The sequence below is a fragment of the Corynebacterium sp. MSK150 genome (assembly GCF_030229215.1).
GTDB lineage: Bacteria > Actinomycetota > Actinomycetes > Mycobacteriales > Mycobacteriaceae > Corynebacterium.
In genome coordinates, this window is sequence record NZ_JASPHM010000002.1 from 109,570 (window position 1) to 132,628 (window position 23,059).

Annotated in this window: 23 protein-coding genes; 13 read left to right on the forward strand and 10 right to left on the reverse strand. The window is 59.0% G+C overall.

Annotation, left to right across the window (positions count from 1 at the left end; translation table 11 throughout):
- Window positions 1–21: 21 nt before the first annotated feature.
- Window positions 22–2,031, reverse strand: a complete 2,010-nt coding sequence (locus QP941_RS01715; protein ID WP_284867780.1) for a maltotransferase domain-containing protein — start codon at window positions 2,029–2,031, stop codon at window positions 22–24.
- A gap of 58 nt (window positions 2,032–2,089) precedes the next feature.
- Here QP941_RS01715 and QP941_RS01720 point away from each other — a divergent pair, with 58 nt between their 5' ends.
- Genes QP941_RS01720 through QP941_RS01745 form a run of 6 tightly spaced genes read left to right on the forward strand, consistent with a single transcriptional unit; the run spans window position 2,090 to window position 7,737 of the window.
- Window positions 2,090–2,911, forward strand: coding sequence for an ABC transporter ATP-binding protein (locus QP941_RS01720; RefSeq protein ID WP_284867865.1), 822 nt, complete (start codon window positions 2,090–2,092; stop codon window positions 2,909–2,911).
- Window positions 2,908–3,735 carry an NUDIX hydrolase gene (locus tag QP941_RS01725; RefSeq protein WP_284867781.1) on the forward strand — a complete coding sequence of 276 codons (828 nt, stop codon included), beginning with the start codon at window positions 2,908–2,910 and terminating at the stop codon, window positions 3,733–3,735. The genes QP941_RS01720 and QP941_RS01725 overlap by 4 nt, the downstream gene beginning before the upstream one ends.
- Entirely contained in the window at window positions 3,732–4,865 is a 1,134-nt protein-coding gene (locus QP941_RS01730; RefSeq protein ID WP_284867782.1) for a THUMP-like domain-containing protein, read from the forward strand. The genes QP941_RS01725 and QP941_RS01730 overlap by 4 nt, the downstream gene beginning before the upstream one ends.
- A gap of 24 nt (window positions 4,866–4,889) precedes the next feature.
- Window positions 4,890–5,672 carry an electron transfer flavoprotein subunit beta/FixA family protein gene (locus QP941_RS01735; RefSeq protein ID WP_225747081.1) on the forward strand — a complete coding sequence of 261 codons (783 nt, stop codon included), beginning with the start codon at window positions 4,890–4,892 and terminating at the stop codon, window positions 5,670–5,672.
- Between the two features lie 8 nt (window positions 5,673–5,680).
- Window positions 5,681–6,622 (forward strand): electron transfer flavoprotein subunit alpha/FixB family protein, encoded by a 942-nt coding sequence (locus tag QP941_RS01740; protein WP_284867783.1) that lies wholly within the window; start codon window positions 5,681–5,683, stop codon window positions 6,620–6,622.
- On the forward strand, window positions 6,622–7,737 hold the full coding sequence (locus QP941_RS01745; RefSeq protein WP_284766265.1) for a cysteine desulfurase family protein: 1,116 nt from the start codon (window positions 6,622–6,624) through the stop codon (window positions 7,735–7,737). The genes QP941_RS01740 and QP941_RS01745 overlap by 1 nt, the downstream gene beginning before the upstream one ends.
- Here QP941_RS01745 and QP941_RS01750 read toward each other — a convergent pair.
- Window positions 7,734–8,903 (reverse strand): HNH endonuclease signature motif containing protein, encoded by a 1,170-nt coding sequence (locus QP941_RS01750; protein WP_284867784.1) that lies wholly within the window; start codon window positions 8,901–8,903, stop codon window positions 7,734–7,736. The two genes, QP941_RS01745 and QP941_RS01750, sit on opposite strands and share 4 nt — an antisense overlap.
- 208 nt (window positions 8,904–9,111) lie before the next feature.
- On the opposite strand from QP941_RS01750, the gene QP941_RS01755 reads away from it, so the two are divergent.
- On the forward strand, window positions 9,112–10,272 hold the full coding sequence (locus QP941_RS01755; RefSeq protein WP_284867785.1) for a glycoside hydrolase family 25 protein: 1,161 nt from the start codon (window positions 9,112–9,114) through the stop codon (window positions 10,270–10,272).
- Here QP941_RS01755 and QP941_RS01760 read toward each other — a convergent pair.
- Window positions 10,253–11,089 carry a spermidine synthase gene (locus QP941_RS01760; protein WP_284867786.1) on the reverse strand — a complete coding sequence of 279 codons (837 nt, stop codon included), beginning with the start codon at window positions 11,087–11,089 and terminating at the stop codon, window positions 10,253–10,255. The genes QP941_RS01755 and QP941_RS01760 overlap by 20 nt on opposite strands.
- A 94-nt stretch (window positions 11,090–11,183) precedes the next feature.
- Here QP941_RS01760 and mnmA point away from each other — a divergent pair, with 94 nt between their 5' ends.
- Window positions 11,184–12,269: a tRNA 2-thiouridine(34) synthase MnmA gene (gene mnmA / locus QP941_RS01765; RefSeq protein WP_284867787.1), complete on the forward strand. Its 1,086-nt coding sequence runs from the start codon at window positions 11,184–11,186 to the stop codon at window positions 12,267–12,269.
- On the opposite strand, the gene QP941_RS01770 is transcribed toward mnmA, so the two are convergent.
- Window positions 12,262–12,630 (reverse strand): PH domain-containing protein, encoded by a 369-nt coding sequence (locus QP941_RS01770; protein WP_284867788.1) that lies wholly within the window; start codon window positions 12,628–12,630, stop codon window positions 12,262–12,264. The genes mnmA and QP941_RS01770 overlap by 8 nt on opposite strands.
- 77 nt (window positions 12,631–12,707) lie before the next feature.
- Between QP941_RS01770 and QP941_RS01775 the strand changes: the two genes are divergently transcribed.
- Window positions 12,708–13,622 carry a uroporphyrinogen decarboxylase/cobalamine-independent methonine synthase family protein gene (locus tag QP941_RS01775; protein ID WP_284867789.1) on the forward strand — a complete coding sequence of 305 codons (915 nt, stop codon included), beginning with the start codon at window positions 12,708–12,710 and terminating at the stop codon, window positions 13,620–13,622.
- Here QP941_RS01775 and QP941_RS01780 read toward each other — a convergent pair.
- The 4 genes from QP941_RS01780 to QP941_RS01795 all read right to left on the reverse strand — a co-directional run bounded on the left by QP941_RS01780 (window position 13,619) and on the right by QP941_RS01795 (window position 17,282).
- A complete protein-coding gene (locus QP941_RS01780) occupies window positions 13,619–14,740 on the reverse strand; it encodes an ATP-binding protein (protein ID WP_284867790.1) in 1,122 nt (373 codons plus the stop codon). The two genes, QP941_RS01775 and QP941_RS01780, sit on opposite strands and share 4 nt — an antisense overlap.
- Before the next feature lie 340 nt (window positions 14,741–15,080).
- Window positions 15,081–16,073 (reverse strand): serine hydrolase domain-containing protein, encoded by a 993-nt coding sequence (locus QP941_RS01785; RefSeq protein ID WP_284766258.1) that lies wholly within the window; start codon window positions 16,071–16,073, stop codon window positions 15,081–15,083.
- Window positions 16,073–16,570 carry an ArsR/SmtB family transcription factor gene (locus tag QP941_RS01790; protein WP_284766257.1) on the reverse strand — a complete coding sequence of 166 codons (498 nt, stop codon included), beginning with the start codon at window positions 16,568–16,570 and terminating at the stop codon, window positions 16,073–16,075. The genes QP941_RS01785 and QP941_RS01790 overlap by 1 nt, the downstream gene beginning before the upstream one ends.
- 40 nt (window positions 16,571–16,610) lie before the next feature.
- Complete coding sequence (locus QP941_RS01795) at window positions 16,611–17,282, reverse strand: 3'-5' exonuclease (RefSeq protein ID WP_284867791.1); 672 nt, start codon at window positions 17,280–17,282, stop codon at window positions 16,611–16,613.
- Window positions 17,283–17,327: 45 nt separating this feature from the next.
- Here QP941_RS01795 and ligA point away from each other — a divergent pair, with 45 nt between their 5' ends.
- Entirely contained in the window at window positions 17,328–19,397 is a 2,070-nt protein-coding gene (gene ligA / locus QP941_RS01800; protein WP_502869188.1) for an NAD-dependent DNA ligase LigA, read from the forward strand.
- Window positions 19,398–19,407: 10 nt separating this feature from the next.
- On the opposite strand, the gene QP941_RS01805 is transcribed toward ligA, so the two are convergent.
- A complete protein-coding gene (locus QP941_RS01805; protein WP_225747070.1) occupies window positions 19,408–20,067 on the reverse strand; it encodes an ACT domain-containing protein in 660 nt (219 codons plus the stop codon).
- A 180-nt stretch (window positions 20,068–20,247) separates the two neighbouring features.
- Here QP941_RS01805 and gatC point away from each other — a divergent pair, with 180 nt between their 5' ends.
- The 3 genes from gatC to QP941_RS01820 all read left to right on the forward strand — a co-directional run bounded on the left by gatC (window position 20,248) and on the right by QP941_RS01820 (window position 22,637).
- Window positions 20,248–20,568 (forward strand): Asp-tRNA(Asn)/Glu-tRNA(Gln) amidotransferase subunit GatC, encoded by a 321-nt coding sequence (gene gatC / locus QP941_RS01810; RefSeq protein WP_218840749.1) that lies wholly within the window; start codon window positions 20,248–20,250, stop codon window positions 20,566–20,568.
- Window positions 20,569–22,056 (forward strand): Asp-tRNA(Asn)/Glu-tRNA(Gln) amidotransferase subunit GatA, encoded by a 1,488-nt coding sequence (gatA, locus tag QP941_RS01815; RefSeq protein ID WP_284766254.1) that lies wholly within the window; start codon window positions 20,569–20,571, stop codon window positions 22,054–22,056.
- Between the two features lie 86 nt (window positions 22,057–22,142).
- Window positions 22,143–22,637 (forward strand): META domain-containing protein, encoded by a 495-nt coding sequence (locus QP941_RS01820; protein ID WP_284867793.1) that lies wholly within the window; start codon window positions 22,143–22,145, stop codon window positions 22,635–22,637.
- A 73-nt stretch (window positions 22,638–22,710) separates the two neighbouring features.
- On the opposite strand, the gene QP941_RS01825 is transcribed toward QP941_RS01820, so the two are convergent.
- Window positions 22,711–23,034: a hypothetical protein gene (locus QP941_RS01825; RefSeq protein ID WP_005323344.1), complete on the reverse strand. Its 324-nt coding sequence runs from the start codon at window positions 23,032–23,034 to the stop codon at window positions 22,711–22,713.
- Between the last annotated feature and the right edge of the window lie 25 nt (window positions 23,035–23,059).

The following is a 23,059-nucleotide window of genomic DNA, read 5'->3' on the forward strand; positions in this document are numbered from 1 at the left end:
TGCGGTCGGGTGGGCGAATGTTTACGGGCGATAGTCGCTAACTACGCGCCAGGTGAGCTGTTCCTGGAGGGCGTGGTCGGCAGGGGGAAGGACGAAGACATGGGCGACGTCGCGAAGCGGCTCTAGGCGCACAAAGTTGCGCTCGGACCAGTGGTAGGCAGAGCCGGTAATCGTGTCCTGGACGGTATAGGACTCGCCGGGGTGGCGGCCGATAGCCTGCATATCTACCGTCACGGTGGCTTCCTGCGCGTTGCGCGGATCTAGGTTGACCACGACGAGGACTACATTGCCGGTGGCCGGATCCGCCTTGGAATAGGCAATGATGGCTTCATTGTCGGTGTCATGGAACCGCAGGGTGCGCAGTTGCTGCAAAGCGGGATTATCGCGGCGGATCTGGTTGAGCAGCCGGATATAGGACTCAAGGGAATCTCCCGACGCAGCCGCCGCCGCAAAATCGCGCGGGCGCAGTTCGTACTTCTCAGAGTCGAGATATTCCTCGGAGCCTGGGGCTACTGGGGTGTGCTCGTAGAGCTCAAAGCCGGAGTACACGCCCCATAGAGGCGACATGGTGGCGGCTAGGACCGCGCGAATGGCGAACATAGCACGCCCGCCGGTCTGCAGGGACTCGTGCAGGATATCCGGGGTATTAACAAAGAGGTTGGGGCGGCAGATATCTGCTTGGTCGACGTGCATCTGGCCAAATTGGGTGAGCTCGTGCTTGGAGGTTTGCCAGGTGAAATAGGTATAGGACTGGGAAAACCCCGCCTTCGCTAGACCGAAGAGGCGAGGCGCGCGGGTAAAGGCCTCAGCCAAGAAGATGACATCCGGATGGGTGGCGTGCACGCGGGTAATCAGCCAGTTCCAAAAATTTGCCGGCTTGGTGTGCGGGTTATCCACGCGGAAAGTACTCACACCGGCTTCGACCCAAATCATCAAGGTCTCATAGATCTCGTGGTAGATGGCATCAGGAGCGTTATCGAAGTTCAGCGGATAGATATCCTGATACTTCTTCGGCGGGTTCTCGGCGTAGGCGATGGTGCCATCCGGAAGGACGGTGAAAAATTCTGGGTGGCTCTTCGCCCACGGATGGTCTGGCGATGCTTGAAGAGCGAAATCGAGCGCTACCTCTAGGCCGAGTTCTTGGGCGCGGGAGACTAGTTTCTTGAAATCCTCCATGGTGCCCAAGTCCGGATGGGTGGTGGAGTGGTCCTGGATGGCCCAGGGGCTTCCCACATCGCCGGGCTCGGCAACGACCGAATTATTCTTTCCCTTGCGGTGTACCTTGCCGATGGGATGAATGGGCGGAAAGTACACCGTATCGAAGCCCATATCGGCCACCCGCTCCAGTGCCTTGGCAGTGGTGTCAAAAGTGCCGTGGACTGGATTTCCCTCTTCATCCCAGCCTCCCGTGGAGCGGGGAAAAAGCTCGTACCACGAGTTATAGAGTGCGGCCCGGCGCTCCACATATACCTCGTGGATTGCGCCCTCTACCAGCAGGTCGCGCAAGGGATGCGAGTGCAGGATGCCTGCTACTTCCTCCGAGAGCGCTACCTGCACGCGCTTATCGACGTCCAAGGACTCATCCTCCAAATCCCGAGCAGCCACAAAGAGCGGTTCCACCACATCCGACGGGGTTTGCAGAGCCGCGCGAGAAAACAACTCTGCGCCATGCTGCAGGTCATTGGCAAGCTCAGCAGTCGATTGCCCAGCCGCCATCTTCTTGGTTACCGCGTTCTTCCACGTGGCGATGGGATCGGACCAGGCATCGACGCGGAAGTACCAGGTGCCTTGGGTGCCCGGGGTAAATACGCCGTGTACGCGATCTTGGTCATTAGGGTCGACCTGCATGGTGACGGAGGAGGTAGCCGTGGTCCGTGCCGCCCACGCAGACAGGGTTGCCGAGACCGCGTCGTGGCCCTCGCGCCAGACTAGGGCGGTGACAGGAATTACCTCGCCTACAACGGCTTTGGAGGCTACAGAACCGGCGGAGATAAGCGGGCGGACATCGTCAATACCAAGGCGAGTAGTCATGCCCATAAGACTAATGCAGCTGTGTCAATTTCACCGGGCAAAGAACAAATCAGTCACAATGGAAGGCGTGAACGACGTAACTCCCACTGATCAAGATTGGCTCGTAGATTTTCGCGGCGTCGAACTGCGCCGCGGCGGCAAGACCCTCGTCGGACCCGTGGATTGGCAAGTAGAGCTCGATGAGCGCTGGGTCATTATCGGCCCCAATGGCGCGGGCAAGACCTCGCTGGTGCGCATGGCCGCGGCCGAAGAGTTCCCCTCGAAAGGCACCGCCTTTGTGATGGGGGAGCAAATCGGCAAAACCGACATGCGCGATCTGCGCGCGCTTATCGGCATCTCCTCCGCGGCGGTGCAATCGCGCATCCCGGACACTGAGCGGGTAGACGATCTAGTTGTCTCCGCCGGTTACGCAGTGCTAGGCCGCTGGCGGGAAGAATACCAGGACATGGATTTTTCCCGCGCGGATGACATCTTGGCCCAAGTCGGCGCCACCCACCTCAAAGAGCGCACCTGGGGAACCCTGTCTGAGGGTGAAAAGAAGCGCGTCGTCCTCGCTCGCGCTCTCATGTCTAACCCGGAGTTGCTCATCCTCGATGAGCCGTCCGCAGGCATGGACCTGGGAGGCCGCGAAGACCTCGTGGGCTACCTTGGAAATCTAGCTATGGATCCCGATGCCCCAGCGATTGTCATGATCACCCACCACGTGGAGGAGATTCCCTATGGCTTCACCCACGCCATGCTATTGGATGAGGGTAAAGCTGTGGCAAAAGGGCTGATTAATTCCGTCCTCACCTCCGAAAATCTGACTCGCGCCTTCCACCAGCCCATTCAGGTGGACCGCATTGGACAGCGATACTTTGCCCGCCGAGCTTCTCTATGACCAATCCTTTTCATGACCGTCTCGATGCCATTGACGCCAGCGATACCACCGGCTTCCACGGTGGGCGCTTGGCGGCAACCGTCCTGCTACTGCGGGACGGCGCTGACGGTCTTGAAGTGTGGGTACAAGAGCGCGTCCACACCATGCATAACTACCCGGGGCATTCAGTATTTCCGGGCGGCGGTGTAGACCCACGTGACTTTCCGCCGCGTGCCTGGGACTCGGGCGAGCTGTGGGCCGGAAAGTCTGTCATCTCCATGGCCCGCCGGATGGGCGTGACCAAGTACAAAGCCCACGCCCTCGTTTTCGCCGCTGCCCGCGAGCTCTTCGAAGAGGCCGGCACCCTTTTCGCCATCCGCGAGGACGGTATCGTCTCCAATGCGCGGCGCTATCACAAAGAGCGAAAACTCCTCGAAAACCACACCATTTCCTTTACCGAATTCCTCAGCAATAACGGAATGCGGGTCGACGCCGATATGCTTCTTCCTTGGGCGCGCTGGGTAGGAAAGGGGAAAAGCCATTGGTTCGACACCTTCTTCTTCGTTGGGGTGTTGCCCTCCGGCCAAGAACCAGATGGGGATACCGATGAAGCAGACGATGCCGGATGGTTCCCCCCGCAGCTCATCCTGGACGGCTGGCGCGCCGGGTTGGTGCGCCTTGTCATCCCCACGTGGGCACAGATGCAAAGGTTGAGCAAGTATTCCTCCGTCCAAGAGGTCCTAGATGATGCGTCCTTTTCGGACCTGCGCCCCGTCATTGGGGATCCACGCGAAGACCCCCGTTACCGCGAATTCTTTTCCACCACCCCTTTAGACCGAATATGAGTTATACCCCCGCAGAAGTCGACTTCCTTGCCGAACATCAAGAGGAAATAGCACACCTCGACCTCACCTTAACCAAGGCTTCTCGGCTCAAAGACACTGAAATCCTCAAAGCTAAGTTTGGTGAGTATGGCCGCGCGGTCATGGAGCTGGTAATCGCCCGCAGTTCCGGCAAGCTCCCGCACGATTGGCTTATGGACGCCGACTCCGCCCAGCAAGCAACCCCCATTGAAGTGGCGGCGTATCGGACGAATTTCCTCGCCGAACAGGGCGTGCGCAGCGTCCACGACGTCACCTGTTCCATCGGCACGGAAGGCTATAAGTCTCCGCTCGACTATTGTGGCTCTGACCTGGATGAATCACGGGTAAGAATGGCGAGGCACAATCTCTCCTCCGCCAAGATTTTCCGCGCGGATGCGCTGACGACTACTACCACTGCCGATGTTCTCCTTGCAGACCCGGCCCGCCGCGCCGGTGGCAGGCGAATCACGCGGCCGGAGGATTTGGTGCCACCGCTCCCGGAGGTCGTCGAAAAGCATCGCGACAAGGAACTGGCCATCAAGTGCGCGCCTGGCCTTGATTTCAGCGAGTGGGACGGCCTCGTCACCGTCGCGAGCGTCGATGGCGGGGTAAAAGAAGCCTGCCTTTATACCCCAGGCCTTGGTAACGGCCGAAGGGCAGTGGTGATTCGCGGAGGCAAGTTAGATGTCCTCGATGACCACGCAGACAACCTACCCGATGCTGGGGACATTGGCAGTTACCTTATCGATCCGGATGGGGCCATCGTTCGAGCGGGGTTGGTCCAGCACTACGCGGCCAGGGAAGGGTTGCATCAAATCGATCCGCGCATCGCATACCTGACAGGAGAGAGGATTCCGGAGGGAACTTCGGGATTTCCTTTCATAGAAGAAGTACCCCTAAAAAGATTAAAATCCGTACTTAAATCCTATGACGCGGGAAGCCTAGAAATCCTTGTACGCGGGGTAGAGGTGGACCCTGACCAGCTACGGAAGAAGATGAAGCTGAAGGGATCGAAACCTTTTGCGGTCATCATTACGCGAATTGGCTCACAGGGAATCGCCTTGCTGTGTCAACCCCGAGTATCATCGTCCGAGGATAATTACGCAACATAAATATATCGGAAAGGTGAGTGCCCAATGCCAACTATTGTGGCTCTGGTCAAACACGTGCCGGATACGTGGTCTACCAAGTCTTTGAACGATGACCACACCCTGGATCGCACCTCCGTGGATAACGTCATTGATGAGGTTAATGAGTACTCCGTGGAACAAGCCCTGCGACTGCGCGACAATAACCCCGATGCGGGCTACAAAGTCGTAGCACTGACGATGGGGCCGGCCCAGGCCGACGAGGCACTGCGTAAGGCTTTGGCTATGGGCGCCGACGATGCCGTGCTCGTCTCCGATGATTCCTTGGCCGGAGCGGACGCGCTATCGACCGCGTGGACCCTCAACGCCGCGCTCAATAAGCTTGACGACGTCCAGCTGATCACCGCCGGCACCGAGGCATCCGATGCCTCCACCGGCCTGCTTGCCGGCCTTCTTGCCGAATACCGCCAGCTGCCGGCCCTTACCGGCTTGCACAAAGTAGAGCTAGCTGACGGCACCGTGCAGGGCACCCGTGATGACGCGCGCGGCACCTGGGAACTCGAGGCGCCACTGCCGGCGATCGTTACGGTGAACGATAAGAGTGACAAGCCACGATTCCCCAATTTCAAGGGCCTGATGGCAGCTAAGAAGGCGGAAATCACCACCTTCACCCTGGCTGACCTGGGCATCGAGGCCATCGCGCCGACGACCTCTGTCTCGGCCGCTGAGAAGCGCCCACCGCGCACCGCCGGCGAAGTTATTTCGGAGCCCAACCCGCAAGATGCAGCGAAGAAGATCGCTGATTTCCTGTCCGCAAAGAACTTGATTTAGGAGTAGATATGTCGCACGTTTACGTACTAGTTGAGCACGACGCGGACAACCTCCTTCCCGTTACCGGCGAGCTGATTACGGCCGCGCGGGAATTGGGTACGGTGTCCGCAGTGGTCGTCGGCAACCAGGCCGATAAGTTCGATGCCGACCTTGCTGCCCTCGGCGCCGCACAGGTAGTTCAGGCAACGGCCGAGGATTATGACCAGCGTTTCCTTACCCCTGAGGTCGATGCCCTGCATGCGCTTGGCGCTGCGAACCCAGCGCCCATCGTGCTGGCCGCAACTCCGGCCAATAACGAGATTGCCGGCCGTCTCGCAGCTCGCCTCGCCTCTGGCGCACTGGTCAATGTCAATGGCATCGCCGCCGATGGCTCCGCCCAGATGAGCATTTTCGGTGGTTCCTATGAGACCACCTCTACCGCCGCTGGTCAGTGCCCGATCTATACCCTTCGCCCGGGTGCGGTTGAGGCTGCGCCACAGCAGGTGGAGGCACAGCCGGCGCCGATGCCGTTGCCGGCCGCCACGGCTAAAGACGTCAAGGTAACTTCCTTTACTCCGGCTCAGAAGTCCGCACGACCGGAAATTACCGAGGCCAAGGCAGTCGTCGCCGGCGGCCGTGGCGTGGGCGACGAGTTCGGCGCCGTCGTCGAGCCGCTTGCCGACGCCCTCGGGGCCGCAGTCGGCGCCACCCGCGACGCCGTCGATGAAGGCTTTTATGACGCCGCCTATCAGATCGGCCAGACCGGTGTTACCGTCTCGCCCGACCTCTACATCGGCTTGGGTATCTCTGGCGCTATCCAGCACACCTCTGGCATGCAGACTTCCGGCACCATTGTGGTAGTCAACCAAGACCAGGATGAGCCGTTCTTCCAGATCGCTGATCTCGGCGTCGTGGGCGACCTGCATGAAATCGCACCAGCCCTGACCGAGGAACTGAAGGCGCGCCAGTAATGCCGCACTACTTTGACTATGCCGCTACCCAGCCGATGCGCCAGAGCGCAATTGACGCGTGGGTGGCGGCGGCCGGCTCCCTCAATTCCGGCGCGCAGTATGGTTCTGGCCGCAAGGCTCGGTCCGTGCTGGATGATGCCCGCGAGAAGGTCGCTTCCCTCCTCGGTTGCGAGCCCATCGAAGTCATCTTTACTTCTTCTGGCACCGAAGCGGACAATATCGCCATCCAGGGGCTCTACGCGGCTGGGCAAACAAACCGCATTATTTCTACCGATATTGAGCACCCGGCCGTGCGCGATACCGTCTCTAAGCTGGAGAAAACCGGAGCAGCCGTCGATATCCTTCCCGTCGACCGTTCTGGGCACATCGCAGATCTGTCTGCCCTAAACACGCTTGCCGACGTCGCTACCTGCATGTGGGCCAACAACGAAACCGGCGCCATTCAGCCCATCGAAGAGATCGCAGCCCGAGCGAATGCGACAGGCACGCCCGTGCACGTCGACGCGGTCCAAGCCGTGGGCAAAGTTCCCATCAACTTTTCCTCGCTAGGGATCACCAGCCTCGCCGCCAGCGCCCACAAGTTCGGCGGCCCCCGCGGCATCGGTCTGCTTTTGGCCAAGCGGAGCCCCGCGCCACAGCCGATTGCCTACGGCGGCGGCCAAGAACGGGGCATCCGCCCTGGCACCGTGGATGTCGCGAGCGCATCCGGTCTTGCTGCGGCGTTGGAGGAATCAGTCTCCGAAATCACTGCCCAGGGTGAGCGAATAGCTGCTCTCCGCAACAAGCTGCGCGACGGAATTCTCGCCACCATCGATGACGTAGTGGTCAATTCCGCCGAGCCGTGCCTGCCTTCCCACCTGCACGTCTCTTTCCCCGGTGCTGACGGCGATAGCCTCATCATGCTTCTGGATTCATTGCAGATCGAGGCCTCTACCGGCAGTGCTTGCAGCGCAGGGGTAAACCGCATGTCTCATGTCCTCGAGGCAATGGGCGTAAGTGAGGCGGAAGGAATCGGTTCCCTGCGCTTTACTCTCGGCAGGCTTACTTCGGAAGAGGACGTTGACTACGTCTTGGCTCATCTTCCGGAGATCATTTCCCGAGCCCGTTCCGTCTAGCTATCATTCCTTTCCTTCGCCGCCGCCCGCCGAGCGGCGATAGCTTGGCCAACCGTTAGCGCCCAGTTCTTGTTCTTGGGCGCTAGCGGTCCTTGGGGCTCGTCGTATTCCCAGCGGCCATCGTCAAAGAGCCACACTATGTCCCCAGTATGCGGATCCATGATGTAGAAGGCACCACCATCGGTCTTGATGTTGTGGTGGTGCTGGCAAAGCGATGCCAAGTTGCTTCCCGCCGTTTTCCCTCCCTGTGCATGGTCAATCCGGTGGTCCTTTTGGCAGTTTTCTGCGGGGCGATTACAACCTGGCCAGCGGCACACGCCATCGCGGCCTTCTACGTAGGCGCCAATGAGCGGGGGAGTAACGTAGCTTTCGCTCTCCATCCTTTTTGCAAGGTCCATATCCCGCGTCTGCGTGGGACGCAGACTGTCAGCGGTCTCAGGGCTTACCCATCCGAATCCCCGGATAAATGCGGGAGCAGCCTCCTGGTCGTGGGCTCGGTACATATGAAGAACCACTTTTGCCCGCGACTCAATTTTGCCCAGAATCAACTTGGCTAGGGCTTCAGCTTTGGTGAGATTATGCTCTTCGGCTGCCTTACTGACGTGTTCATCGATGGCTAGCATGGTAGCTTCATCGAATTCCGCTGCTAGCCCGGCCTTGCCGCCGAAACTGTGGTAGGTGAAATAGGAGTCGTTCCCTGCATCAGGCTCTGTATCTTCATTGGAGTGTGAGTCCTCAACAGCGATGAGGCCATTTAGTTTTCGCCGCAAATTCGTATTCGAAGGCAGTACTTGGCCGGGCTTCGTGGGGGTTAGGTAACGCGCAAGCTCTTGGTCTATCCGCTCGAGAATTTCGGTCGGGATGTCACCCAGCTTGCTAAGCACGGCGTCGATAGTAATAAGCCGAGAGAAATCCAGGAAGTAATAGGTTTCCTGGAGTGCCTTTGTGAGTGGTAGCTCTGTGAGTCGATATAGGGCCATTATTATGTCTCGCGTGCGCCGCTCGCTTAAACCGGTGCGGGTGGAAAGTGTGTGGCAAGATATATCGAAATCTTCTTCTAGTTCTGGCTTCGCCTCATTCCAGAATAGGTATTCTTGTTTTCTTATTTCTGTGGCTTTTACTGCTATCGGATCGTTGGGGTCATTGACTATGTAGTAGGTGTCCAAGATTAAATCCCCCGAATAGTAGAACTAGTGTGCGTAGTTTCATGGTGTTCATTTTAAGCTGTGCCCTGCCGCTCCGCAAGGGTTATGAGCAAATATGTGTTCTAAAAGGTTGTATTCCCAGAAGGGGGAAACGGAAGTAAAGAAAAATATCTCAAGTGGTGCGTGTTAAAGATGTGGTGGGAGTGAAGGCGTTGCTAGACTCACGCGCATGACTTCAAAGAAGGCACTCCGAAAGAGCATTACTGCGGTGGTCACCGTGGCTGCACTAGCTGTAAGTGGAACCGCTGTTGCCCAGGCGGTGAACTTTGGTGCGCCAAAGGGCGTTGACGTGGCGGCGCACCAGCATCCGGGCGGCACGCCCATCGATTGGTCTAAAGTGCGGTCCGACGGCCAGTCCTTTGCATTTGTGAAGGCTACCGAAGGTGGGGATTGGGTAAACCCACACTATGTAGAGGATATTCAGGCGGCTAATGCGGCTGGACTCAAGACTGGTGCGTACCACTATGCACGTCCGGCTGGCGATGCCAAGACTCAAGCGGCCAATTTTGCCGCGCAGATCGCCCTTGCCCCGGATCAGACATTGCCTCCTGCACTTGATATAGAGGTGGCGGAAGGAAAGTCCGCGGCGCAGCTGGAGCAGTGGATTGAAGAATTTACTAGCGAGCTCAAGCGTCTTACCGGCCGCACGCCCATGATCTACACCTACAAGTACTTCTGGATGGGGCAGATGAATAACTCCCAGAAGTTCTCGGATATGCCACTGTGGCTTGCGGCTTATCAGGACCAGGCGCCTGAAGCGGTGGGCGGATGGAAGGAACTTTCCTTCTGGCAGCGTTCTGGTTCTGGCAAGGTAGCAGGCATTTCTACCGACGTCGACATGAACCTGTTTAATGGTTCCAAGCAGCAGTTGCAGTCTTTCAGTGACGGCAACTACGTCGACGTCGGCGGCGCGCTAGAGCAGCTGGTTGTCAGCGATGGGCTTGACTTGAGCTCCGATAGTACGCCGCTCATCGGTGCTATTTTGGCACTGGCGGCGGGGTTGATTGCATTGCCGCAGCTTGCCGACGCCGCCGAAAAGTCCGGCCTCGATCCCCAAGCGGCGGAGGGCCTGGCTGGCTTCGTCAAGACCCTTAAGGACAAGGATGCTCTTCCGGTGGAGGACCTAGGCGATATGGCCAAGGGCAACTTCTCCGTCAGCGACCTAGCTATCCTGCTGGACAATGCCGGTCACGTAAACAACGTGAAATCTGGCAACGTCTCCGAGTCGGAGGTATCGGAAGCTAAGAATGCCGCCAAGAACGCCGGCGCTGACGTTCCCGATTTCGATGCGGGTCAGGTAGCTACGCTGCTTAATCGCGTGCTGCAGTAGCACCGGTGAAAAACGCGCGGGTCCAGGACTCGTCTTTGTAATGGGCGGGCACGGCCCCGCCAAGGAGTGCCTTTGCCAGCTGGGCGGCTTCCATGGAGCCCTCGGCTGGCATTTCTGTATCTGAGGCCACCAGGATGATGTTTCCGTAGCGCCGGCCCTTGAGCATCGGTGGGTCCGCGATGACGGAGAGGTGGTCAAATACTTTATCTAGGCCCGCCAGCTCGCTCTTTGCCAGCTGTAGATCGGAATGGTCGCCGCAGTTGGCTACGTAGAGGCCACCCGGCGCCAGCGACTGCTTAGCAGCCTGAAAGAACTCCACGGTGGTGAGGTTGGCTGGTGTCTTGTCGCCGGCAAAGACATCGCGGATGATGATGTCGCGGCTGGACGGAAGGAACCCCTCGGTTTCTTTGCGGGCCTCGCCGGCACGGATCTTGACGGTGAGGGAACGGGGGACGTCGAAAAGCGTACGCACCAACTCGCCCAACTTGGCGTCCAACTCCACCACTGTGTGGCGGCTGCCCGGAAGCTTGCTGGCAAAATAGCGCGGAAGCGAGCATCCCGCGCCACCTAGGTGGGTGACGCGGAGCTTATTTGAGGGCCGAGTATTGAGGTGCTCAACCGCTGCCGCAATCCAGCGCATGTACTCAAACTCCAGCTCCTCCGGCTCACCTAGCACAATGTGGCTGCTCGGCACGCCATTAACGTTGAGAATATAGGCACCGTCGCGAAACTCATCCGGCACCACCTCGGCCGTGCCGGTAGAAATGTTGTAGGTGCCGGTGATTCCCGGGTCGGTGGAAGCTCGCTTTCTGCCCATGTCACCCAAGCTTAGGGAATGGATTCGATTTAAGCCGCGTTGGGGCTAGGGAGTAGACTTTCGGGCCTGTAGTCAAGGTGAAATGGGGAGCACAATGCGAGTATTGGTTGCCATGTCCGGCGGCGTGGACTCATCGGTTGCCGCCGCCCGCGCAGTAGAAGCCGGCCACGAGGTGATTGGCGTTCACCTCGCGCTGCACAAAGACGCGCAGCAGACTAGGGAAAAGGCACGTGGTTGCTGCTCGTTGGAGGATTCGGCCGACGCCCGTCGCATCTGCGATAAGCTGGGCATTCCATTTTATGTGTGGGACTTTTCGGAAGAATTCAAAGAAGAGGTCATCACGGACTTCGTGGATTCCTACGCCCGCGGCGAGACGCCCAATCCCTGCTTGCGCTGCAACGAGAAGATTAAGTTCCGGGCACTGCTGCAAAAGGGCATGGCGCTTGGCTTCGATGCGGTTGCGACGGGGCACTACGCCACCATCGATGAGGACGGCTATATGCGCCGGTCCTTGGACGAGAATAAGGATCAGTCTTATGTGCTCGGCGTGATCTCGGCCGAAGAGTTGAAGCATTGCTTTTTCCCCATCGGCGACACCCCTAAGCCACAGATCCGCGAAGAGGCAGCGGCGCATGGCTTTTCCACCGCGAAGAAGCCGGATTCCTATGACATCTGCTTTATTCCAGACGGCAATACGCAGGCCTTTTTGGGTGCCCGCATTGGGCTGCGCCCCGGCATGATCGTGGATCAAGAGGGTACGGAGCTCAAGGAGCACGATGGCGCGTGGAACTACACCATCGGCCAGCGCAAGGGCCTGGACATCAAGGCGCCGGCTGCCGACGGCCGCCCTCGCTACGTCACCGATATTGATGCTGCTACCGGCACGGTTACCGTCGGTGCCCGCGAGGACTTGGCCGTAACCTCGATTCAGGCCGATCGCCTGAAGTACCTCCACCCGGGCATGGATGGGGATTTCGAGTGCGAGGTTCAGGTGCGCGCACACGGCTCCGTGGTGCCATGTACCGCCCACGTTGACCGCGAGGCGGACGAGATGCGCCTCGAACTCAAGGAGCCGTTATCTGGTGTCGCCCGCGGCCAAGCGGCGGTGCTGTATTTGCCTTCGCCGGACGAGTTGGGAGACATCGTCATCGGCTCCGGCACCATCTGCGGAACTAAATAAGCACGCAGTTGGCGATGAGCCGATCTAGCGCTCGGACATCGATATTGGGGCCAATGTTGATTTTGAATTCGCCGGCCTTGGTCCACAGCTGCAGTTCGGCATTGACGTCAAGGAGCTTTCCCGCGTTTTCCGTGGACCACATGTTGATGGAGGAATAAGGCAGGGAATACATCTCTACCTTATTGCCTGTCAGGCCTTGCGCATCGCGGATGATGAGGCGCCTATTGGTAAATACGGCGGCATCGCGGACGGTCTTGAAGGCGCAGACAGGATATTCCTGTTCAGCCAAGACAGTGGAGATGTCCTGAGGGATGTCGCACTCGTTGTAGAAGGTCCAGCCGGAGTATTTTTCCACGCCCATAGTAAGGTTCCTTTCCAAGTGATACGTCGCGTATCGAATAGATAATTCTGAGAAATAATACTAGCGCCGAGGTGAATATGGACGCTTTTGGCTTAGGCCCTATGCCGGGATACTCCATGAGTGAGGCGGCAGACATCGTGATGGGTGAGACGGGTGGTCTCCCGCACCTTCCGCAGTTGCCGGACCGCGGGATTCACGCTGGGGCCATTGGGCGAACAGCGGGCTTGTTGGAAGCAGTCTCCATTGACCGCGGACCGCGCTCGTGGGTGCTCAGTGATCGGCCGCAGCTCATCTCGCATCGGATTGGCGACCAGATGAGCCGGGACCTAGACGAGATTCAGGAGGTGTGGGGCGAGTCAGTTCCCCGTATCAAGGTCCAAGCGGTAGGCCCGTGGAGTTTGGCGGCCGCTGTGGAGCTAGGAAACGGGCACCGCGCGATTACTGATTCGGGCGCTTTCCGGGACCTGTGTGGTGCGCTGTTGGCCGGAATTCAGGAACACACGGCGCAGGTGGCACAGCGCTTTGGGGCAAAAGTGCGAGTGCAGCTGGACGAGCCCCTGCTTGCCGACGTCCTTTCGGGCACCCTGCCAGGCACCACCGACTTCGATACGATTAGGGCTGTTCCCGCGGACCAGGTCAATGCGGCGTTGGCGGAATTTAGCGCGGACTACCTACGGCTTCGCGAGCCACTATGGGAAGTAGCAGCGAAGACGGTGTTGCTCGATTTCGCTGGTCTAGCCTCGCCCGAGCATCTCGATGGCTTGGGGCAGTGGATTGATGGCGGCGCTCGCATTGGTCTCGGCGTGGCAGGGCACGATGCTCGCACGGAGGCTATTTCTATTGCGCATCACTTCGACCGCATGGGATTGTCTCGGGAGCGAATTCCAGGGCAGGTTGATATCTTCCCGTGGCCGGTGGAAAAGGCCGCGCACAGCTATTCTTTTGCCGCTGAGGTGGCGGGAATCCTCATCCGCGACGCCGGCGATCTTTAATCGACGCGACCGCGGCTATCCGTGGTGGTGAAGTATTCGCCCATATAGGGGATGACGTAGCGCAGCTTGCCATGTGCGGTGGGTTCGATGAGGTCGGCGTCGATAAGCCGCTGGCGGGTGGCCGATAAGGAGCGCACCGTCCGGTCCATGTGGCCCGCGATGTCTGCGATGGTGGCGATGCCATCGACTTCGACTGCGGCCATCGCTTCCAGGAACTCCCGCTGCGCCGGCGGCAGGGCTAGCGTCGCAGGTTGGTGCACCTGCGCGCCCATGATTGATATTGCATCAGGGGCGATTGTGGCGATTGTCTGCTGGGAAATGCCGTTTTCTTGGTTCCGGCGACTGCGCTCCCATGCCAGTGAGCCGACTAATTGCACGAGGTAGGGGTAGCCGCGGGTGAGCGCGGCGGCGTCCGTAATCGCTTCGTGGCTGAACTCCAGCCCTGAGCCCGAGGCTGTATGCTCGAGCGCCTGCTCTGCATTGGCCGGCGACAAGGGGCCGAGCACGAATTTCTGGGCTCGGCGCAGGAAGGTTACCCCGGGCAGGTCCAGCAAGTGGTTGACCCCCTGCGGCAGGCCAGCGGCCACCAAGGCGATGTCGATTTCATCGCGCACCAAGTCTTGGTAGGCCACGGCGATGGTGGTGAGCTCTTCGACGTCGGCGTCTTGGACCTCATCGATGGTAAGGAGGATGCCGGTGCCGTTCAGCTCGGCGGAAAGCTCGCGTAGACGGGTATTCAACGTGGGGGTGAAGCGGTCTTCCTTCTGGTGGTCGAAGCCAATCGATCCTACGCCGCCGATGCCGATGCGGCTGACCTTCTTCTTATCGCTGGGTGAGAGCCGCTCGAGAAGCCTCGGAATCGTGGTGTTGACCAGTTCCTCCACCATGGTGGAGCGCCCGGAGGCACGTAGCGTTACCCAACCGCGCGCTTCAGCAATGTCTTCCAACTCGTTGATGAGGACCGTTTTGCCGATGCCCCTAGCGCCGCTTAGCACCATGGAGCGGGAGGCATTGCCTGCCGAGCCATCCAGGGCGGTGCGGAAACTATCGAGCACGACGCCGCGGCCGACCCAGAACAGGGGAGGGGCGCCGAATGTCGGGCGGAATGGATTGTCCATGCGGCTAGTGTAACCGGTCTTGTCGGAGATTTGGGAGACTTTCGGCTCGAAGTGGAGATTTGGGAGACTTTGTAAGTTTCCTGGTGTGGAGAGAGCTTAGGCCCCAGGCGATGGCACCGATATGGAGAGAGCCAGCGGCTACAAATGCGTACCACCATCCAAAATCTACTGCTCTGTACCACGGCATTGCAATGCCGACGAGCGTAATGATGGCGATTGTGAAGATTGCGTCTATAACCAGCATAGGGCAGGAAACTGGCTTCCTGAGGGTCTTCCATGCAGACCAAAGCTCGAACGCGGTGATAGCGGCAGGGATTAACGTGAGGAGCATTGTGGTTTCCTAAATCCTCTCGAAAAGCGCTTCTGTGAGGTCTTCAGTTCCCGCCGGCGAGTCATTATTTGCGAAGGCTGCGCGATTTTCCTTCGGGTCAATGATGAGCATTGTGGAGTAGCCGTAGGTGCCGCCGTTGTGCCAAAAGCTCTTGCCGTCATCATTCTTCTGCCATCCATAGCTAGTGTCGCCATGTTCCATAAACCATGTAGCGAAAGCCGCCATGTCATGGGCAGTGGACCGAAGAGCTCCCGCTGCGGCGGAGCAACCTTCCATTTCCCAAGGTTCAGCTTCTCGGCCTGCGGCTGTGAGTCCGCGAGGGGCATTGTCGGGGACGGAACCTGGTGTCATGAGGTAGGTTTCCTTCATTCCGGCGGGCTTTAGGATTCTCTCGTGGAGCAATTGTTCGTATGGCGTATCGGCAGCCGTTTCTAATGCGTGGCCGAGTAGCGCGTATCCCAAATTGGAATAGGATTCTGTGCCACGATCTGCAAGCTTCGATTCGGTTGCTGAATCTACGATATCTTGTGTGGATACACCTGCGTACGGGTTTGAACCGGTGATGCTAGAGACAGCAGAAGAGAAAGTCATGGCTTTTGCCTGTCTGGGCAAACCCGAGGTGTGATCGAGTAGCTCCCGAATTGTTACGTCGGAGACTGGTGAGTCACCGACCTCGAGGACTTCACCCATCGTGGTGTCGAGGCGAATTTTTCCCTCTTCTACTAGTTGGTGGGCAATTTCTCCGGTGAACATCTTGGTGACAGAACCGATCTCTACTTCGGTGTGTTCATTGGCGCCGAGTCCGGCGAAGGTGGCCTTTCCCTGATCAAGTGTGAAGGCTGTGAGGTTGTTGAAACCAGCTACCGAGTGTTCCCGTAGGTGTGTGGAGAGTTCTGGATCTCCGGTTGCGGTATCGGCTATCGAGATTCGCTGGGGTCCAACGATGAGTAAGAAGGCGGCCGATACCACGGCTACGACGGCGGCGAGGGCTATTCTGCGCATTAGTGAGCCTCGCTTGCGGTAATGATGGTCAGGAGGGGAACCACTCGGGCAGGGCGAAGTGCGAATTTTCCGCCTGTTTTGGTGGTCCAACCCGCGCTAGTGAGGGCGCTGAGGTGGTGATAGGCCGTGCCGGTGGAAGTGACGATTTCTTCTTCGACAAGTTCTGTGGCGCTGGCCGGTGCGGTAAGGAGTCGGCGCAGGATCTCGCCACGATTGGGGTGGGCCAGAGCAGCAAGGCGATCGAGGTTTTCGGACCAGTCTCCATTGGCTACTGCCCCAGTTGGTCGCTGCCATTGGTAGGTATAAGAGCTCTCGCCGATAGTGAGGTTGCCGCCAAAGATTACGGACCCCTCGGGAAGCTCTTCAGAAGGCTCGAGGGCGTCCGCAAGCCACATGGTGGAATCGCCTGCGGAAGCTTCTACTGGGGCCGGTATGGGTTGTTCGAGCTTGGCGACGCGCTTCTCGAGGGCTAAAACTCGGGATTCTATAGATTCCATAGTTCTAGAATTCCAAAACTCTAGAACTTTGGCAACGGGTTTAAGAAATCAGCGGCCACGCCGTCGAGACATCCGAGGCATCGCGGCCCTTGCCTTCCAAGTACTTCTTGAAGGCGATACGGTCCTCGTACCACTTGACGGCCTGGAATTCCATGAGTTCGTTCTCATCCATCTGTGCCAGGTTGGGGTAGTGCTGGCGAACCTGCTTCCACGCCACGCGGGCGGCGGCGAGGGCGTCGGCAGTAGCTTCGTGGGCATTGCCAAGCTCAACGCCATAGTGCTCGCAGACGGCGCCGAGGGTGCGCTTGCCCTTGCGCCATTTATCGCTGACACGGTCAATCACGTAGGGGTCATAGACCGGGCCGGTCACCGTAAAATCTCCGGTCAGGCTGCGCAATACGGTGAGATCAAATGCTGCGTTGTAGACGATCAGCGTGAGGCCATCCTCCCAGGCGGCCTTGATTGCGTCGACCGTATCTTTTAGAACCTCCTCGTGCGGGCGACCCTCGGCGCGAGCCTTTTCCGTAGTGATTCCGTGGACATTGGTCGCTTCCTGCGGAATTTCGATTCCGGGATCGGCAAGGTGCTCTACTTTTTGCACATCGCGGCCGTCAATGCGGACTAGGGCAGAGGTAACAATGCGGGCTTCTTTAGGGTTGGCCGAGGTGGTCTCAAGGTCGAAGGCGAGCATGCGGGAGGCGTCGAAATTCATGATCCATACCTTAGTAGCTAGCCCCGACACGAGGGATAGCTACACTTGGGCAGCGTGACTAATCCAGTTGATCTGCACCGTGAATGGAATGACCTCGCGCAGGAAGTCCGCCGCCACCGCAACCTGTACTACAACGGTGAGCCGGCTATTCCCGACGCCGACTTTGATGCCCTCTTCCAGCGCCTTCTTGCGCTAGAAGAAGAGCACCCAGAGCTTGCCGTGCCCGATTCACCCACCCAGCAGGTTGGTGCTGCCCCGAGCGCCGGCGAGGATATTGAGCACCTTGAGCGCATGATGAGCCTGGACAATGTCTTTAGTGCTGGCGAGATGCAGGATTGGCTGGATAGAACCCCGGCTAAGACCTATCTCACCGAGCTGAAGATCGATGGTCTGTCTATCGACTTGGTCTATCGCGATGGGCACTTGACTACCGCTGCTACTCGTGGCGACGGCACGGTGGGCGAGGAAATCACTGCTAATGCTCGTGTTATCGAGGACATTCCGCACGAGTTGACTGGTACTGCTGAATATCCGGTCCCTGAGCTTATTGAGATTCGCGGTGAGGTATACATGCGCCCCAGGGACTTCGCGGAGATCAACGAGGAGCGCGCAGCTGACGGTAAAGCAAAATTTGCTAACCCGCGCAACGCCGCGGCAGGTGGACTGCGTATGAAGGATCCCGCCGAAGTGAAAAAACGCCGCCTGAAAATGGTGTGCCACGGCTTGGGTGCGCGCGAGGGATTTTCGCCGACCTCACAGCACGATGCCTATAAAGCGATTGCGGCGTGGGGCCTGCCCGTGTCCCCGTATACCAAGCAGGTGCACTCGGCCAAGGAAGTCCAAGACGAAGTCGCGTATTGGGCAGAGCATCGCCACGATGCCATTTTTGAGATGGACGGACTGGTGGTCAAGGTCGATGATTTGGCTTCGCAGCGCGCACTTGGTGCGACTTCCCGTGCACCGCGCTGGGCCATTGCCTATAAGTATCCGCCGGAGGAAGTGACCACGAAGCTCAAGAACATTGAGGTGGGGGTAGGTCGTACCGGGCGAGTAACCCCGTACGCAGTGATGGAGCCAGTCTTCGTTTCCGGATCTACGGTGGAAATGGCTACCCTGCACAACCAATCCGAGGTCAAGCGCAAGGGCGTGCTCATTGGGGATACCGTCATTATTCGCAAGGCGGGCGAAATTATCCCGGAGGTCCTTGGGCCGGTGCGCGAGCAGCGCGATGGTAGCGAGCATGAGTGGACCTTCCCAGAGAACTGTCCTGCGTGCGGCACGAAACTGGCCCCACAGAAGGACGGCGATGCCGATTGGCGTTGCCCCAATACGCAGTCCTGCCCGGCGCAGCTCTCGGCGCGATTGGAGTATCTGGCTTCCCGCAAGGCGCTGGATATTGAGGCCTTGGGCGAGAAGGGTGCGATGGATCTGATCGACAACGGCATTCTCGTCGATGAATCGGAGCTTTTTGAGCTCACTGCGGAAAAGCTTTTGTCCTCAGATGTCTATACCGCAAAGAAGGACACCAAAGACAAGCGCTCTAAGAGGGAGGGCAACGTCAAGGTCAACACGGCAGGCCAGAACTTGCTAAACAACTTGGAGGAGGTCAAGGGTCGCGACTTTTGGCGCGTCTTGGTCTCGCTGTCTATACGTCACGTGGGCCCGATTGCGGCTCGGGCGCTTGCTTCCCGCTATGGATCCATGGACAAGCTGCGCGCCGCAAAGACAGACGAGCTCGCTGAGGTCGATGGCGTGGGCATGACCATCGCGCAATCCTTCCACGATTGGTTCGAAGTGGATTGGCATCGCATGATTGTGGACAAATGGGCTGCTGCGGGCGTGGCCATGGAGGTAGCGGCCGAGGACCACAAGGAGCAGACTCTCGAGGGCTTGACCATTGTGGTTACCGGCAGCTTGGAGAACTTCACCAGGGATTCCGCGAAAGAGGCTATTGTTTCTCGCGGCGGCAAGGCCACCGGTTCGGTGTCGAAGAAAACCTCGTACCTCGTTGCCGGCGAAAATGCTGGCTCGAAGGAGGATAAGGCCCGCGAGCTAGAAATCCCGATCCTCAACGAGACGCAATTCCAGCAACTACTAGAAACCGGCGAAGTCTAATTCGCTGCGGCTATTTGAGGAAGCTGCCCAAGATAGTGCCGATGTGGCCCAGGTGCTCGACCTCGGAGGCGAGGTAATCAGGACCGCCGGTTCGCCCCATGGCGATGACCAATCCGGTATCGCCGAGTGGGGCGGCGGCGAGTGCGGAATCGAGAAGCGACCAACTTTCCGGAATCCATGCATCGCGCTCGGGGCTGAGCACGCGCGCGCTTTCAACCTCGATATCGTGCGGCACGGTTCCATCATCTTCGGGGGCGGCGTTGGAGGAGGCAACTCGGTGGATGGGCTCGTTATTGTCGATGACGATTGCCCATGTCGAGGTCAGCGCCCTTGGGATCGCAGCAACTACTTCTTCCATGGCCGCAGTGACATTGGTGGCATGAGCTACGCGCGCGAGCAGCTCAATCTGGCCGCGGCGGTCTACTCGGCCGCTAAACGGGCGGATGGAGTCAATTTCCACGCCGTCCACGGAAGAGGCGGCGGTGATAAGGACATCGGCCATGGCGCCTTGGGGTAGCTCAATGACGATGTCATCCATGACCGTTCCGTCGGGGAAGTTTTCTACGATGTCGACTGACTGGATATTGCCGTCGACGAGTCCAAAGGCGTCGGCAAGCTGGCCCAAGCTGCCAGGGGAATCGGGGAGCAGTACACGGATCAAAAAGGACATGGTCTCGCACGCTTTCGGTTGTTTGTAGTCGCGAACATGATACGTGCGTCACAATGGCGGCTTCAAGCAACGCAAATTTGGGGTGACGCGGCAGCCGTCGCGGTAGGTGCAGTACCATGGGTCGTTAGCAATTCACATAGTACATGCTTAGTGTGAATATTTTTCACGGGCATGTCGATTATGCAGATAAAGGATGGAGTTCGCGTGTCTGAGATTTCGCGTGATGAGGTAGCCCACCTCGCCAAGCTTTCCCGCCTGGCCCTCAGCGAGGAAGAGCTAGCCCAGTTTGCAACGCAGATTGATGAAATTGTTGATTCCGTTTCCGCGGTAGGAAACGTGGATACCGAGGGTGTGGAGCCGATGAGTCACCCGCACTCCGTGGACGCCCCGATGCGCGAGGATGTTATTGTGCGCACCCTTACTGCAGAACAGGCTTTGGATCAGGCGCCGGCCGTAGAGGATGAGCGCTTCGTCGTGCCACAGATTTTGGGAGGAGAATAAATGTCTAACCTGACCGTTCCTGCGGAGGGCTTGACCTCTCTGACTGCCGCCGAGCTGGCGGAAAAGATTCACTCCCGCGAAATTACCTCCCGCGAGGTAACTCAGGCCTTCCTGGACCGCATCGCAGAGACCAATGAGGAGCTAAATTCCTTCCTGCACGTGGGGGCGGAAGAAGCCCTCGCGGCTGCCGACGCCGTGGATAAGGCCCTCGATGCCGGCGAAGAGCCTGCCTCTGGTCTGGCAGGCGTGCCGCTGGCGCTGAAGGACTTGCTCGTTACCACCGATGCGCCAACCACGGCGGCGTCCAAGATGCTGGAAGGCTACGTTTCTCCCTACGACGCCACCGTGACCAAGCGTCTGCGCGAGGCTGGAATTCCCATCCTGGGCAAGACCAACCTGGATGAGTTTGCCATGGGTTCTTCCAATGAAAACTCCGCCTTTGGCCCAGCGCATAACCCTTATGACACGGAGCGCACCCCGGGCGGCTCGGGCGGCGGTACCGCCGCTGCACTTGCTTCCGGCCAGGCACCGCTTGGCATCGGTACCGATACCGGCGGCTCTATCCGCCAGCCAGCCGCGCTGACCAATACTGTGGGTGTTAAGCCAACCTACGGCACCGTGTCCCGCTACGGCCTTATTGCTGCTGCATCTTCCCTGGATCAGGCCGGCCCCTGTGGCCGCACCGTCCTGGATACCGCGCTGCTACACGAGGTCATCGCCGGCCACGATGCCTTCGATGCGACCTCCGTGGATAAGCCGGTAGCACCGGTTGTCGCCGCCGCCCGCGAAGGTGCCAAGGGCGACCTCTCTGGTGTCAAGGTGGGCCTCATCAAGCAGTTTGAGCGCGATGGCTGGCAGGAAGGCGTGATGGAGAATTACCACGCCGCCGTCGATCAGCTGCGCGAGCAGGGTGCCGAAATTGTTGAGGTTGATTGCCCGCACTTCGATGACGCACTGGCGGCGTACTACCTGATCATGCCGTGTGAGGTCTCGTCCAACTTGGCACGTTTCGATGGCATGCGTTATGGCCTTCGTGCGGGCGATGACGGCTCCCACTCTGCGGAGCAGGTCATGTCCCAGTCTCGTGCGGAGGGCTTTGGCCCCGAGGTAAAGCGCCGCATCATGCTGGGCACCTATGCGCTGTCCGTGGGCTACTACGACGCCTACTACCTGCAGGCGCAGCGCGTGCGTACCCTTATTGCGCAGGACTTTGCCCGTGCCTTCGAGCAGGTTGACGTGCTCGTTTCCCCGACTACCCCGACCACCGCATTCAAGCTGGGGGAGAAGGCCGAGGATCCCATGGCAATGTACAACTTTGACCTGTGTACGCTGCCGCTGAACCTGGCCGGCCTGTGCGGCATGTCCGTGCCGTCCGGTTTGGCTAGCGATACCAACCTGCCGACTGGCCTGCAGATCATGGCGCCGGCCTTCGAGGATGACCGCCTCTATAAGGTGGGCGCTGCCTATGAGGCTGGCCGCGATAAGTAAATCGCCGCCTGTGGAGTCCCTGACGATTCCATAAGGGTTTCTTTACCCCCGTTGAATTTAAATTCGGCGGGGGTAAATTATTGGGTATGCATTTCAAAAAGATCGCACTACTTTCGCTGTCCGCCGCTGCGCTGATGGGCGCTGGAGCTGCCAACGCTGCGCAGGTCCCCGACATCGATCCGGGGTTTAGCATGACTGCGCCGACTCAGTCTGACCTGATTTCTCCGCTCCCAGAGGGCGCCGAGAAGCTGGAGCCTCACATTGAAGGACAGACCATCACCGGCGAGCTCCACTCCGTTAAGGAAGATGGCAAGCTGAGCGTCACCTTTGCCAAGGATCGCACCTTGGCGGTCAATGATGGCTGCAATACCTACACCACTACCTACGAGGTGGCCAAGGGCGGCACCATCAGCGTGGGCGAGTTCAATTCCACCCGCGCGGCCTGCGATGAGCATACGCAGCAGCTTTCCGACGCCCTCCGTGGCCTCCTCGAATCCAACCCCTCCTTCTATAACCTCCCCGGCGGCACCGTTGCCTTGGGTAGCGAGAATGCTGCGGTTGAGTTCACGGTAGCCAAGTAGAAACTAGCGACACGCAGGATAAAAGTATGCGCACCATGTCTAGGGACGTGGTGCGCATTTGTGTGGGTGGGGACTATTTGGCGTCGGAAAGCGCATAAGCCGCGCCCGCCGAAGCCGCGGTGACGCTGAGTACTGCCGGCCACGCACCGATCTTCTTGGCCAGCGGGTGGGAGGCGCCGAATGCACCCACGTAGAGCGCGCACAGGCCGGCGGTGGTAGCCGGGGTGGTTTTCTTGGCCCAAGAGCGACCCGCCCATACACCGGCAGCGGCGAGGATCACGCCACCCAGCGGGCGAATGCCGGTCTCGCGGGCCGTGACCCAGCCACCGATGAGGCCGAGGGTGACAGTGGTGGCGGTTGAAACGTCTTGGGGCTTTTTAATATCGATCATGGACATGCAGCCAGTCTAGGTCGACATTTCT